Here is a 14,201-nt window from a genome sequence, read left to right as displayed (position 1 = left end):
CGGCCGTGTCAGAGGTCCAGCACCAGCCGCTTGGAGCGGGCGCGTGACACGCAGACGAGCATGCGCTGGTCACCCGCGGGCTCCGCCTGGAAGAAGGTGTCGCGGTGGTCGGGCTGGCCATCGCAGACCCGCGTGACGCAGGTGCCGCACGTCCCGGCCTCGCAGTCACTGGGGATGCGCACCCCATTGCGGCGCAGCACGTTGAGCACCGACTGCCCGGCGGGCACCTGCAGCACCTGGCCCGTGCTGCGGAGGGTCACCTCGAAGCCCTGCTCCTCCCGGCCCGTGGCGGCGCGGTTGCCCTCGGCGGTGAAGGATTCGAAGTGCACCTTCTCCCACGGCCAGCGGTGCAGGGTGGCCGCGTCGCGCACGGCGTTCATCAGCCCCGTGGGACCGCAGCAGTACAGCCGTGCCCCCGGCAGTCGCGTGGCCAGCAGTCCCTTCACGTCCAGGCCCCGGGCCGGGTCTCCTCCGTCGAAGCAGAAGCGCACGTGTTCGGCGAAGGGCGCCTGGGAGAGCAGTTCGTGGAAGGCGGCGCGGCCGGGCGCGCGCGCGCAGTAGTGCAGCGTGAAGTCCGCGCCGGTGCGCTGGAGCACGCGCGCCATGGACAGCATGGGGGTGATTCCAATGCCTCCCGCCACCAGCACGTAGCTGCGCGCGAACAGCAGGGGGAAGTGGTTGCGAGGCGCCTTCACCTCCAGCACGTCCCCCTCGTGCACCCGCTCATGCATGGCGTTCGAGCCCCCGCGTCCCTTGGCGTCGCGGGCCACGGCGATGACGTAGCGGTGGGTCTCCTCCGGGTCGTTGCAGAGGGAGTACGCGCGCAGGAAGTCTCCCGGACCTGGGACGCGGACCTCCAGGTGGGCGCCGGCCTCGAAGGCGGGCAGGGTGCCTCCCTCCGTCGCGGCCAGCTCGTACGACAGGATGTCCTCGGCCTCGCGAGTCACGCGAGCGACCCGGACGCGCAGGATGTCATTCATCACGGTGCTCTCCCTTCCCCAGTCTCACCAGCGGCGCACCCCATTCCCCAGGGTACGGTGGCACGGACATTGGCCCGCGAAACGCCCCCGGGTGATTGCCCGGGAGTCTCGGCGCCCGTCACATCCCCAGCGGCGCGGCGGGTTGCTCGTTGAGCGGCCGTGCGGTCAGGCCGTCCGTGCGCCGCTCGCGCATCCCAGCGGCGTCATCCCCACCATGCAGGACATGCCGCACTGCGCCAGGAGGCCAGCGGCCAACGAACTCTCAGGGAGGTGCGTCCATGGATGCCATCGCGTTGCTGAAGGCGGACCACAAGACGGTGGAGCAGCTGTTCCGGAAGTTCGAGAAGGCGGGCCCCAACGCCCACAAGTTGAAGCGTCGGCTGGTGGACCAGCTGGTCACCGAGCTGTCCGTGCACGCCGCCATCGAGGAGCAGGTGCTCTACCCCGCGGTTCGTTCACGCTCGGAGGGGTTGGGGCCGAACGTGCTGCGCTCGCTGGAGGAGCACCACGTGGTGAAGTGGCTGCTGGCGGAACTGGACAGCATGTCTCCGGAAGCGGAGCGCTTCGACGCGAAGGTGCAGGTGCTGATGGAGAACGTGCGCGCGCACGTGTTGCAGGAGGAGAACGAGCTCTTCCCGGCGCTGAAGAAGGTCTTCCGTCCGCAGGAGCTTCGGACGATGGGTGACGTGCTGGAGATGTCGCGGAAGGCGGCGCCCACGCGGCCGCACCCGATGGCCCCTGATACGCCGCCCGCCAACCTGGTCGCGGGCGCGGTGTCCGCGGTGATGGACATGGGCCGGGATGCGCTGAGGGCCGCGCGGCGCAAGGCCACCACGAAGGTGCGCTCGGTCGCGAGCCGGGGCCCCCGTCAGGTGGTGCGTGAGATGACCGGCGCCGAAGCCGCCAGTCCGTGACTTTCCGCCGGGACACGATTCCGGCGGGTCCGGCGCTCCTTCCGCCCAGAAGGGGAAGGAGCGCTCCGGGCGCGGGCCCGAGGAAAGTGAATGTCACCCGGTGATGGCCGTTCCAAGGGGGCAGGACGTTGCAGTACGACCCGCGGCGGCCCATTCCTGAGGAGGCCTCATGTTCGCTCGACCTGTTCGACCCCTGTTGCTGACCGCGATGTTGCTCACGGGCCTGTCGGCCTTCGCGCAGCCGCAACCCATCTCCGCGCCGCGTGCGCAGGTCCCCGCGGGCGTGCGGACGATTCGCGTGGAAGGCACCGGTGAGGTGAAGGCGCAGCCCGACGAGGCCTTCATCGACGTGGCGGTGGAGACGCTGGCGGCGAACGCGAAGGCGGCGGGCGAGCAGAACGCGAAGCGGATGGAGAAGGTGATTGCGGCGCTGACGTCCGCGGGCATCGCGCGGCGGGACATCCAGACGCGCAACTACTCGGTGTACCCGGAGTACGCGCCGCCGCTCCCGAACCAGACGGAGCCGAAGCTGAAGGGCTACCGGGTGAGCAACCTGGTGAGCGTCCACGTGAAGGACCTGTCGCGGGTGGGGAACCTGCTGGACCGGGCCCTGGCGGCGGGCGCGAACCGGGTGGACTCGGTGCGCTTCGGGCTGAGCCGCCAGGACGCGGTGCAGGGCGAGGCCCTGCGGCAGGCGGTGGCGCGGGCGCGCAAGTCGGCGGAGGTGTTGGCCGCGTCGCTGAGCGTGAAGCTGGGCGCGGTGCTCGACGCGAGCACGGTGACGGAGCCGCCGCAGCTCTACCCGGCGCGCTTCGCGATGGCCGAGGCGGCGGATGCCCGCGCGATGTCCACGCCCATCCAGCCCGAGGAGCAGACGGTGCAGGCGAAGGTGACGCTCGTCTTCGTCATCGAATAGTCCGAGCGTCGTCGGGGGCTGGCCTGTGCCCCCGATGCGCCCCGCTCAATGCGTGGACTCCGGCTGTTGTTCCGGCTCCGGGCGCGCCGCCGCCCGCCGTGGCAGCGTCACCGTGAAGGTGGTCCCCGCTCCTGGCGCGGAGCTCACGTCGATGTGCCCCTGGTGCGCGTCGACGACCGCCTTCACGATGAAGAGGCCCAGGCCCACGCTGCGGCTCGCGACGTCCACCTCGTCGGTGCCCCGCTGGAGCGGCTGGAAGAGGTTCGGGAGGCGCTCGGGTGCAATGGGGGGGCCTTCGTTGTGGACGCTCAGCGTCACCTGGTCGCCGGCTCCCTCGAGCGTCACCTCGATGGGAGCCTCGGGCTGGCCGTACTTCACGGCGTTCGTCACCAGGTTCTGAATCACCTGGGAGAGCCGGTCCGCGTCCCACGCGCCCTGCCCATCACCGCTCGTCACCACACTCACGTGGGCGGAGGGGTGGGCCTCTTCGACCTCCTGCACGGCGGTCCGGACGAGCGCATGGATGTCGATGGGGGCGCGCTCGAGCCGGATGCCGCCGCCCAGCCGGGCCTGGGTGAAGTCGAGGAGCTCCTTCACCATCCGCACGGCACGGGAGGCCGACGCGTGGATGCGCTCCACGCTCTTGAGGGCGTTCGGGTCCAGTTCCTCTGAGCGCCTCAGCCGTTCCGTCCCCAGGAGGATGGCGCCCAGGGGGTTGCGCAGGTCGTGGCTCACGATGCCAATGAGCTGCTGTTCGAACTCCGCCTGCTCCTGGAGCCTTCGCGCGTGCAGCTCCCGCTCCTGCTCCATTCTCCGTTGCACCGTGATGTCCTGCAGGAGCGCGACGTAGCCAGCCCCGGGTTGTCCCGGCTCACGGTGCGCGATGAAGGACATCTTCACGTCCCGTGTGCCCCCGAAGCGATGGGGCACGTCATGCTGCTCGAAGGAGAAGCTCTCTCCCGCCAACCCCCGCCTCACGAAGGGGCTCAGCACGGCGTAGGCCGCCTCTCCGATGATGTCTCGAATCTTCTGGTTCCGGAGTTGTTCCTGCGACAGCCCGAACCAGTCCTCATACGCTTTGTTGACGCGGCCGTGACGCTCGTCCGCGCTGACGAACGACACCAGGACGGGGATTGCGTCGAGCAGCATGGCCTGCTCCGCCTCACTGGCGCGCAGCCGCTCCGTGAGGGCTTCGTTGCGCTGACGCACCTCGGTCTGTTCGGTGACATCGCGGAAGATGAGCACGGCGCCAGCGAGGTCATTTGGCCCCGTGAGAATCGGTGCGGCGCTGCCCTCGATGGGGACCTCTGTCCCGTCCTGACGGACGAGCAGCGTCGGCCCCGCGAGCTCCTTCTCCGTGGCCAGCGCGGGCGCCAGCTCGATGGGTTGCCGGCTGGCGGCGTCGATGATGCGAAAGACGACGTCCACGGACCGCTGCCGGGCGTCCGTGGTGCGCCAGCCGGTGATGCGCTCTGCCGCGGGATTGAGGAGGACGACACGGCCGGCGCGGTCCGTGGTGATGACAGCATCCCCGATGCTGGAGAGCGTCGTGGACAGGTACGCTTCGCGTTCCCTCAGCCGCTCACCCTGCGCATGGATGCGCATGAGGCTGGCGACTCGGGCGAGCAGCTCCGCGCCGTGCAAGGGCTTGGCGATGTAGTCGTTGGCGCCTGCCTGTAGCCCCTCCGTGAAGTCATCGTGGGTCCCCCAGGTGGAGAGCATCAGGATGGGGAGGGTGACGTCATCGTAGTGCTCGCGGACGTAGCGGCACGCGTCCAGGCCCGAGATGCCCGGCAACTGCCAGTCCAGCAGGAGCACCTCGGGAGGCTGCCCCAGGGACAGCCGCTCCAGCATCTGCTCGGCGTTGCTGAAGGTCTCCGTCGTGTACTGCTTCGACAGCAGCTCGCGGGCTTGCGCCCGTTGCGTGGGGCTGTCGTCGACCAGCCACACGCACGCTGACGGCGCGGCATGCGCAGGGTCGGGCTGCAGGTCCTGGAAGTGGGCTGCTGTCTTGCTCACGAGTACGGGGACCGTGGTGCTCAGGGGAGCGCTACCAGAAGGGAAAATAGTCAGGGCCCGGCAGGTGCGTCGAATTTGCAAGCCAGGGGCGGCTGCCCACCACCCCGCTCGCCCCGGGGGCGCAAGATAGACAACGGATGGCGCTCATGGTGGGCCCAGGGCTCCGGTTCGGGACCGCCGTCGGAGGCGTGCACGGTCAGTGCATCCACGCAGGGAGAGGGGCCGTGCGGCGGAGCGTTCTACCGCTTTCCGGGTCGCCACCAAGGCGCACCTTGGGGCGCGCTGGGTTCTCGGCCGCCAGGGCCATCCGCATGTTGAGGAAGAGACAAGGCGTCCGGTGTGGGCCGCCGGCCGTCGCGGTGAACTTCCACACGCGGGGGGCACGAGCGCATGAGGGCAATGCGTGGCTGGAGGCGGGTGGCATTCGGGCTGTTCGCCGTGTGGCTCGGTTGCGGCCAGCGGAGCGAGGACCGGGGGCCTCCGTCCGCGAGCGAGCGAGAAGGCCGCTCCGAGGTCCTTCGAGGTCTCATGGCCTCACGCGAGCGGCCCCCAGCGTCCGGGGCGCCCGGCTCCGGCGCGCTTCCGGTGGGGACGCTGGGGACAGGGCAGGGCGGCTCGGGGCGGCCCGAGCCCACGGACCGGCTCCATGGCCGCGTGGAGTGGGTGGGCGACAACGAGCTGCTCATCCGCGGCAACGACGGCGTGGAGTACGACGTCGGAGTGGATGAGCAGACCGGGCTCTACATGAAGGGCGAGCCCATCACGGGCCTGCGGGAGTATCGCGAGGGAGACGAGGTTCGCGTCACCTACGGCGAGGGTCCCGGAGGTCTGGTGGCGCACCTCGTGGACGGGATGCCGGGGCCCGGTGCCGAGCCACCTCGTCAGCAAGAGTCAGCCCCCCGCGAGGACCCCGCGGACCCCGGCTCGCCGCTCGATTCACTGCGCTGAACCCGCGGTTGGAGGCGCCCTTCTTGGGCGCGGGTCAGAACGCTAGTCCGTTCACGCGGAGGCCCGGGGAGGAGGTGAGATTCGGGGGTATCAGGTCGTGGTAGTCGAACGGCGCGTCGGGCGTGGCGTCGGGCGACCGGTTGAAGGAGATGTTGTCGAAGGTGCCTCCGTAGGACATCTCATCGACGTTGCTCCCATCGGGCGCGAGGAGCCTGACGACGTCGCCATCGTTGTTGAGGCCCAGGCCGCCCGAGGATGCGGCCACGGTATCGGGCGCACCGGCGGGGAAGCCTCGAACGCCACCAAAGACGACGAAGACCCGGCCGGGAGAAAGCGTGGTGCCGGAGGCGAAGACATGCCGCACGGCTGCGGAGTCCGACAGGCTCCAGCCGGACAGGTCCGCGGAGGAGGTCCCCGCGTTGTACACCTCGATGAACTCGTAGTGGGTGTCAGACACCGTCTGCCCGGGCGGGATGGGCTCGTTGGGCAGGACTTCGTTGATGATGAGGTTCGGCGGGAGGTCGGGGTCCGTGCCGCCGCCGGAGCCTCCCAGGTCGTAGCGGCTGATGACGGGATAGTGGTCGCTGACGATGTTGCCGTAGTTGGGAATCCACGCGTCCGGGCGCAGGACTGCGACGGAGCCTGACAGGTAGTCATCCGCCAGCTCGTTGGAGGCGAGCGTGTGGTCGATGACGTCGGGATAGCCGACGGTGGTCCGCAAGCCGAGCCGGGACAGGGGCTCGGTGATGAAGGTGTAGCGCTGGGTGTCGGCCACGAACGGCGCGAAGGGGCTGGGGAGAGAGTCGCCGGTGCTGTCCCGGGTGATGGACTCGTCGATGTCGTCGTTCCAGTCGCCAATGACGAGCACGCGTTCGGTGGGCAGGGAGGTGTCCAGGTACGCCTTGAGCGCCGCGCTGGAGCGTTGCCGCTGTCCGTAGGCGGTCTCGTTGTCGAACGCCTTCATGTGAAGGACGATGACGACCAGTGGCGTGCTCTCGCCTTGGACGGTCGTGGTGAAGTCCACGCGCAGGGGCGGACGGCCACCGAAGTCCGCGTCGTTCGCGGTGAGGATGAGCTGCGCGCTTTGGAGCGTGAGGCTGCTGTCGTAGAGGATGCCGGGCTTCTGCTCGCCGTTGCTGTAGTAGGACGTGCCGTTGGGGACGAAGGACGCGTCATTGGCGAGGAAGCCATTGAAGCCGGGGAGCTGTGCCTTGAGCGTGGCGAAGTCCTCGGCGTCCACCATCTCCACCAGGCCCCACACGTTGGCGCCCGAGTCGCGAAGGATGTCGCGCGCATGGGCAATCTGAAGGTCGTCCGTCGCTCCGCCCTCCGAAGTGGAGTCCGGCGGGCCCTGGTTGGGGGTTCCGAACCACTCGAGGTTCCAATGGCCCACCGTGAGGGACGTGCCCGCGGTGCGCACGGTGAGGGTCAGCCCGCGCCACGCCGGCTGACCCGCGGCGTCCGTCACGGAGACAATGAACGTGGAGTCCCCTGTCTGCGTGGGAGTGCCGCTGAGGGTCCCTGACGTTGAGAGCGTGAGCCCCGAGGGAAGCGCCCCCGAGTCGATATGCCAGGAGAGCGGCGCCTTGCCTCCGGAGGCCTGCAACTGGGTGGAGTAGGGCACGTCCTTGCGGGCATCGGGCAGCGCGGTGGTCTCGACGGTGGGGCGTTCGTGGACGGTGAGGGTGAAGTCGCGTGTGCCCGTCCGTCCATTCGCGTCGGTGACGACGGCCTGTCCGCTGGTGGTCCCCAGCGCGGGCGGGATGCCCGAAAGCTGGCCGGAGGAGGAGAGCCGCAGCCAGGAGGGGAGGGCGCTTGCTGGCGCGAACGTGTACGGCGCCTTCCCGTTGGTGACGGAGTACGTGGCGCTGAAGGACTGCGAGACATGCCCGTCGAGTTGGAGCGCCGGGCCCGTCACCGACGGAGGCCGGTACACGGCCAGGCTGAGGTTCCGGGTGGTCACGCGCGCGTCGGCGTCGGTGACTTGGATGGAGAAGGAGAAGGTGCCTGTCGTGGACGCGGTGCCTTCGAGCAGGCCCGTGCTGGTGAGCCGGAGACCGGCGGGCAGCGAACCCGCGGTGAGCGCCCAGGCATAAGGCGCGCGTCCATCCATCACCTGGAGGGCCTGGCGATACGCGGCGTCGGTATAGGCGTCCGGCAGGGTGCTGGGGGTGATGGTGAGGCCGCCCTGGACGGTGAGGTGGAACGTGTCGGACGCCGTGCGGCCGTTGGCGTCCTGGACCTCGACGGTGAAGGAGGCGTCCCCTGGCGCCGTGGGCGTTCCACGCACGAAGCTGGCTTCCAGTTGGAGGCCCGTGGGCAAGGCGCCCGAGGTGATGCGGAACGTGAGCGGCGTGCGCCCGCCGACGGTGTGAAGCTCCGTGGAGTAGGTCGCTCCGAGCGTGGCGGCGGGGAGCGTGCCGCCGTCCAGGAAGGGGGCGTTGAAGGCGGAGAGCGAGAGGACACGCTGGCTCGAAAGTCCGGTGGCGTCCTGTACGTGGACGGTGACGGAGAAGGTGCCGGCGCTGGCGGGAACGCCGGAGATGTGCCCCTGTGAGTCGAGGTTCACGCCCGACGGGAGGGTGCCCTCCGCGAGAGTCCAGGTGTACGGCGCCGTGCCGCCCGAAGCGTCGAGCTGAGCGGAGTAGTTCTCGCCGACGTATGCATCGAGTAGCGAGGACGACGCGATGTGGAGCCCGGCGTCGCGCACCTCGAGTTCGAACGTGGCGCGAACCGTCCGTCCGCGGGAGTCACGCACCTCCGCGTCGAAGGACGAGGTGCCAGCGGCTTGAGGTGTTCCGGTGATTTCGCCCAGGGTAGAGAGGCTGAGTCCGGTGGGCAGCGCGCCCTGCGCGACGCGCCAGGAATAGGCAGGTGTGCCACCCGAAGCGGTGACCGAGCCGCGATAGAGCTGCGCGACGGATGCGGCGGGGAGCGTCTCCGTGGTGATGGCCAGTCCGGGGCCTGTGTCATCAGTCCCGGGAGGTGTGGAGCCAGGACACGCGGTCAGCAGCAGCGCGAGGAGTGGAAGCAGGGCGTGGTGGACGCGCATGAAGACTCCGGCCCGCGAAAGAGTCGGGCCCACGGATGAAGTAGCGGCACTGTAGAGGCACCCGTGACAACGGCGCACAGGGTTCCACCACACCCAGGGTAAAAAAAAGGGCCGCGGCTCACGAGGAGCCGCGGCCCGGAGGCTTCAGCTTGAAACCGTCAGACTACTGGTTGGGCATGCCCCACGACGGAGCACCCACCGCCCAGTCCGCCAGGGTGTTGGTGTCGTCCGTGCTGATACGGCGAACGCTGTTGCTCGTGGTGTCCGCGTTGCTCGGGATGCCCGCCCAGACGGCGGACACGTCACCGGCGGAGGGCGTGGAGGTGTTGGTGCAGGGCGCACCTTCGCAATCGGCCGGGAGCCAATGGCCAGCGGCCTGGATGGCCTGCAGGTGGCCCGGGAACGCACCAGGCGGGGTCCCCGTCGTCCGGAAAGGCACCGCGTCTTGAATGTTCCCGGCCGCGTCCTGCACGAGGATGATCCGGCTGGAGTAGGTGATGGCGAAGGCCGCATTGCCCCTGAAGTCCCAGGCAGTATCAAAGTGCGTCGAATTGGCACTCTGCGGGTGCTCATCCTTGGCCAGGGTCTCGGCCCTGAAAGGATTCGCCTGGGTGTCGACCGGGTTGAGATGCACCACGATGATGTCGCCGACCGCGACATCCACGTCCGGGAAGTTGGCGAGCAGACCATTGTTCACGGTGGCGTTATCCTGGACCAGGATGAGGCCGGACGTGGTTCCCGCAGTAAGGACCTGCAGTTCGACCAGGTCCCTGGCAGAGGCGGCATTCGGCTGCACCTCGGTCAGTCGGAGAACGGCCGGCGCGCGGTAGCCGCGGAACGTCTGCGTGCTGGCTTCCGGAGCGACGGAACCACCCGCCAGGTCCGTCACGGTGTTCGCGACGGTGACGGAGTAGCTGGCGCCCGGGGCCTGCTCGCTCGTGGTCAGGAAGACCTGCTTACCCTCGACGCGGAACGCGGAGACCGTCAGGCCCTCGGTGAGGGTGAACTGCTCCTGCGCGTTGGTGATGCTTGCCGTGGAGATGTTGCGGCTGAAGTTCAGCACGACCTCCGTCAGCGACGTCGCCGAAGCCGACGCGAACGTCGGCGCGGCGCAGTTCGACAGGGTGAGGTCGGAAGCCGTGAACGCGGACGGCTGCGCGTTGGCTGCGAACCGCCAGATGGGGCCCGCGTTCAGCGTGAACGTGCAGCCCTGGGTGATGTCGAGCTCGGTGGCGAGTGTCGCGGGCACGCGGAGCCGGAAGTTGGCGGCGCCAGCGGTGAAACCTTCGGTGGTGATCTGGAAGCCGGAGTAGCCAGCGCCGATGCCGCTGGAGCCCGTGGCAATCGTGCCCGTCAGGTAGGTGAGCTCGGAGTCCACGGCGTCCAGACCATCGACCAACGTCGCCGACGTGTCCGCGGAGCGGTTGACCGCGAGGCCGGCCGGCGTGGCCGTCGACTGGCTCTGAACCGGGTGGCCCTGGCTGATGACCGTGGTCCCGGTGACGGTGACCGCGGAGCGCAGCCCGTCGGTGGTCGCCTTCGACGACACGGAGAAGCTGACCCGGTCACCCACGACGACCGCGGCCAGCGCTGCCTCGTCGCTCACGAACAGGGCGGGGCCCTGGGCCTCGGCCTGGACGAAGAAGCCGGGGAGCTCGCTGCTGCCCGTCACCGCGGGCTTGATGAACGTGACGAACGCACCCTCGATGGGCAGCGCGGGGTCGAGCGCGCCATCCGCCGCATCCCGGACCGCCTGAATCTGCGTGCTGGTCGTCGCCACCGGCGTGACGAAGCCCGAGTCCTCGCACGCGCTCGTCGTGGTGTTGCACGTCTCGGTCAGGGCGCAGGTCGCGTTGCTGGTGCAGCCCTCCGTGCCGGCGTCCGGGTCGGTCCCCGCGTCACCTTCACCGGCGTCGGGCTCGGTGCCCGCGTCTTCCTCGGTGCCCGCGTCCGAGCCCTGGGTGATGTCGCGCTGCTCGCACGTTCCGGAGTTGCAGGTCCACTGCTTGCCCTCGGCCGGCTGGCCCTTGTCACTGCGGCAGTCAAACTGGTCAACGCACTCGTCGCCACATCCCGTGCCCATCGTGACCATCACGGCCGTGACAATCGCCGGGAGCCAAAATCGTGTCTGCATGAGTTCCCCTCCATGGGAAGCAGGTTGTGTCCCCCTTACACCTGAACCGGAGGGCAATCCATTGTCCGGTCCATGTGACATCGGCATTTCACACAAGCCGCGCCCGGGTTTTCAGGCGTTCAGGGATTGGCCCGAGGAGACCTGGCCGCAGGCCCGGAATACAGGTCGATGACCTCGGAGATGGCGTCCTGGCACACCGCGCAGAATGGAACGCGATCCCGAGTGAACATCACGCAGTCCACCTGGGGCCGGTAGTAGCCCTTCGACTCGTACATGGCGCCCTCGAAGGCCCCGACCCGGCCTGAATACTTCTGTGAGGAAAGGAACTTTTCCTCCCAGTCCCGCTGGGCCAGGAAGAGCTTGTCCATGTCCGACTCGGGCTTTCGCTGGGCCCGAATCTGGCCGCGCTGCTTCTGCACGGCCGTGGCATGCTTTTCGTATCCAGCCTTGTTCCAGGGGGTAGGCAGAGGTGTTCCTGGAGACACCAGGTGCTTCCACTTCAGGTCTTCCGGTGAGTGGAGCGCGGTGACGTTCTTCTCCCAGGGCTCCAGGCGGTCCGCGGCGGGCACGTAGACGGATTCAGAGGTGTAGTACTCGTCGGCCAGGCCGGCGAAGTGGTGGCCGAACTCGTGCACGAAGACGTAGGGCGCCCATAGGCTGTCCGAGGCCACGGTGCCATAGAGCCCGAAGATGCCGCCGCCGCCATAGGTGTTGCCGTTGACCAGAATCTCCACGAACTCGTAGGGCGCGAAGGCCGCTGCCTCGCGGAAGGCCTTGTTGTCGAAGGTGAGCACGTAGCGCTCGCTGCCGAAGGCATCGTAGGTGGCGCCGATGGGGGAGCGCCGGTGGACGCCCGTCGACGGGCGGGAGATGCCGGACTGGGCCGCAGCGGGGACGAGCCCCCACACGTTGAAGTCCGCCTTGCGCTCCTTGAAGGGAGAGAAGGTGAAGAGGATGTCCACCATGTGCCGGGCGTCCTTCTCGAACTTGGCGTGCTCGGCCTTCGTGTAGCCGTCACCCAGGATGAGCAGGTCGACCTTCTGCGCGGACGGCCCGTTCTCCAGCAGCTTCAGCAGCGGTCCGGGCGCGGGAGGTGACGAGGGGTCGACGAACATGTCCTTCGGGTCGACGACCAGCGACCACACCTCGCGGAAGGCGTTCTGGGCATCCCGCTTCTTGAGGAGCACCTGCACGGGCCGCTCGGGCGCGGGGAAGCGCAGCGACTCATGGAAGGTGCGGTTGCTGCCGCGCGCCTCGTTCGTGACCTCCCACTCGCCGTAGATGGACGCGAAGCCTCGTGAGAAGAGGAGCCGGTTGTTCTCCCGGTCGCGGACCTCGAAGAGGTACTTGCCGAGGTTCGTCTCATCGATTGCGCGCTCCGGGTGGCCGGGCCAGGGCAGCGGCTCGATGACGACCTTGTCGAGGCTGAACCGCTCCTCGGTGGCGTTCCCGGTGTGGAAGTAATCGACCCGGAGGGTTCGGGGAGAGGCCGCGGAGGCGCTCGTGGCCAGCAGCAGGATGAAGAGAGCTCGCATCATGGGCGGGCACTCTATGCGCCGTGATGGCCTGGCGGTGTGTGGACGCGGCTCTCCTATCCAGCTCTCGACGTGTCTGCTTGCCTGCGCGGGAGGTGGAGTGGTTCGGAGGCTCCACCTCGCGCGGAGTGCGTGTCCATGGATTCGTGAGTCGTGCGTCAGAACGAGCCGGACAGTGAGGCCGCCGCGCCGTGGCTGTCCGCAGAGAGTCCTACCGAGACGGGCGGTGCCGCGCTCGAATCGGGAGACAGGAGGTAGAGCACCGCGCCCGTGACAACCGCCGCGCTTCCACCAATGAGCAGCCCATTGAGGACGTTGCTCTTCTGGACCAGCGAGTCGCGAAGTCCCATCGCCTCGCTGTCACTGGACAGAATCCGGCCGTTGTCGAGCCGCTTCTCCAGCGCGTTCACGTCTTTCTGGGCCAGGAGGCGGACGACGCCCGCGCCACCGAACGCGGCCACGCCCGTTCCCAGCGCGACATACGAGGCCGTGCGAAGGCCGGAGGTAGAACGTGCCCCGGACGCGTCGCCCTCTGACATGAGGTTGGGGGCCGTCAGGTCCATGCCGCCCGCGGACGCGCTCCCGTTCCTGCCCCCGGGAGCGTCCCACGGGGCCTTTCCATTGGCGTTCATCACCACGAGGTTGGAGGGCGAGCGGCCGGTGGTGACGAAGTCGACCAGCGCCGCGAGTGCCTCGTTCGGAGCATCTGTCCCCTGCGTCTTGAAGCCGCCTTCGCGGAGCTTCTGGCCTCCTTCGACATTGAGGACGGTGGCCGCGAACCACTTGGGGCCGCTGCTCGGGCGTTCGAGCCGGACGACGATGACCTCCTCCACGCCGAGCGTGCCGCCCAGCCGGACCGCATGGCTCAGCGTGCGCTCGTCGTTGCCGTCCGAGGTGGCAAGGCAGGGGAATGGGCTCGCGGAGACAGAGCCCTCGTAGGCCACGTCGATGAGCAACGGCGTCTCAGTGCCCTGGACCTGGATGTGTCGTGGGAAGCTCGTGGTGTCGCCCTTGACGAGGGTGAGGTGGTAGGTGCCCGGGACTGCATCGAGCGACAGCGGCGTCTGGCCCAGCTTGAGCCCGTCCAGGTACACGTCCGCGGCGGGCAGCGTGGACTTCACGGACAGCTTCACCTTGCGCGTCTGGGCGAGTTCCTTCCGGAGCTTGTCGAAGTTCTGTCGAACGGACGGGGCGAAGTAGTCCAGGTTGAGCTGGTACTCGGGCTGGAGCCGCAGCACGTTGCGGAACGCGGTGTCGCTCTCCTTTTGCTTGCCCAGGGCGCGGTAGTTGAGGCCGTGGAGCAGCTGCGCTTCGACGTAGAGCTTCCAGCGGGCGTCTCCCACGGGGAGCCGGGTAATCTGCTGCAGGGCCTCGTCGACGGCCTGGAGCGTCCTGGCGTTGCGGCTTTCGTAGAACTGGTCCTGCGCGGCTTCGAGCTGCCGCTGGAGGTCCTCGTAGCTCTTGGTGGACTGAGGGAAGAGCCGGTCGCTGAACTGGCTGGCGCTGAGCGTGTCCTGTTCTGGGCGCGAGGCGAGGGCTCCCAGGAAGGCCTTGGCCTGCCCGCTCAGCTCCGCGTCCTTGCAGTCGCCACTGGCCACCACCGTGCGGCGAGGGGCCGCATAGGCCAATGTCGACATAAAGCACGCCATGAATAGTGGTGCAATCCTCATGATGGAAACTCGTTTTAGATGTTTTTGTATGGG

Annotated in this window: 9 protein-coding genes; 3 read left to right on the top strand and 6 right to left on the bottom strand. The window is 68.5% G+C overall.

Features of this window, described 5'->3' with window-relative positions; all coding sequences use genetic code 11:
* Nucleotides 1–8: 8 nt before the first annotated feature.
* The gene (locus tag HV826_RS25845; RefSeq protein WP_176419661.1) at nucleotides 9–980 is read right to left on the bottom strand and encodes a PDR/VanB family oxidoreductase; all 972 of its coding nucleotides are present in this window, start codon (nucleotides 978–980) and stop codon (nucleotides 9–11) included.
* Nucleotides 981–1,258: 278 nt separating this feature from the next.
* On the opposite strand from HV826_RS25845, the gene HV826_RS25840 reads away from it, so the two are divergent.
* Nucleotides 1,259–1,894 (top strand): hemerythrin domain-containing protein, encoded by a 636-nt coding sequence (locus tag HV826_RS25840; protein ID WP_176419639.1) that lies wholly within the window; start codon nucleotides 1,259–1,261, stop codon nucleotides 1,892–1,894.
* Nucleotides 1,895–2,063: 169 nt separating this feature from the next.
* The gene (locus HV826_RS25835) at nucleotides 2,064–2,810 is read left to right on the top strand and encodes an SIMPL domain-containing protein (RefSeq protein ID WP_176419638.1); all 747 of its coding nucleotides are present in this window, start codon (nucleotides 2,064–2,066) and stop codon (nucleotides 2,808–2,810) included.
* A 45-nt stretch (nucleotides 2,811–2,855) separates the two neighbouring features.
* On the opposite strand, the gene HV826_RS25830 is transcribed toward HV826_RS25835, so the two are convergent.
* Nucleotides 2,856–4,829, bottom strand: a complete 1,974-nt coding sequence (locus HV826_RS25830; protein ID WP_176419637.1) for an ATP-binding protein — start codon at nucleotides 4,827–4,829, stop codon at nucleotides 2,856–2,858.
* A 528-nt stretch (nucleotides 4,830–5,357) separates the two neighbouring features.
* On the opposite strand from HV826_RS25830, the gene HV826_RS25825 reads away from it, so the two are divergent.
* Complete coding sequence (locus tag HV826_RS25825) at nucleotides 5,358–5,777, top strand: hypothetical protein (RefSeq protein ID WP_255208386.1); 420 nt, start codon at nucleotides 5,358–5,360, stop codon at nucleotides 5,775–5,777.
* 34 nt (nucleotides 5,778–5,811) lie between these two features.
* On the opposite strand, the gene HV826_RS25820 is transcribed toward HV826_RS25825, so the two are convergent.
* The 4 genes from HV826_RS25820 to HV826_RS25805 all read right to left on the bottom strand — a co-directional run bounded on the left by HV826_RS25820 (nucleotide 5,812) and on the right by HV826_RS25805 (nucleotide 14,147).
* Nucleotides 5,812–8,829, bottom strand: a complete 3,018-nt coding sequence (locus HV826_RS25820) for a putative Ig domain-containing protein (protein WP_176419635.1) — start codon at nucleotides 8,827–8,829, stop codon at nucleotides 5,812–5,814.
* Nucleotides 8,830–8,992: 163 nt separating this feature from the next.
* Nucleotides 8,993–10,963 (bottom strand): Ig-like domain-containing protein, encoded by a 1,971-nt coding sequence (locus HV826_RS25815; RefSeq protein WP_176419634.1) that lies wholly within the window; start codon nucleotides 10,961–10,963, stop codon nucleotides 8,993–8,995.
* A 119-nt stretch (nucleotides 10,964–11,082) separates the two neighbouring features.
* The gene (locus tag HV826_RS25810; RefSeq protein ID WP_176419633.1) at nucleotides 11,083–12,501 is read right to left on the bottom strand and encodes an IgA Peptidase M64; all 1,419 of its coding nucleotides are present in this window, start codon (nucleotides 12,499–12,501) and stop codon (nucleotides 11,083–11,085) included.
* Between the two features lie 155 nt (nucleotides 12,502–12,656).
* Nucleotides 12,657–14,147 carry a PEGA domain-containing protein gene (locus tag HV826_RS25805; RefSeq protein WP_176419632.1) on the bottom strand — a complete coding sequence of 497 codons (1,491 nt, stop codon included), beginning with the start codon at nucleotides 14,145–14,147 and terminating at the stop codon, nucleotides 12,657–12,659.
* Nucleotides 14,148–14,201 lie beyond the last annotated feature (54 nt).

The sequence above is a fragment of the Myxococcus sp. AM010 genome (genome assembly GCF_013372585.1).
In the GTDB taxonomy this organism is placed as follows: Bacteria; Myxococcota; Myxococcia; order Myxococcales; family Myxococcaceae; genus Myxococcus; species Myxococcus vastator.
This window is presented reverse-complemented; position numbering and strand designations above follow the sequence as displayed.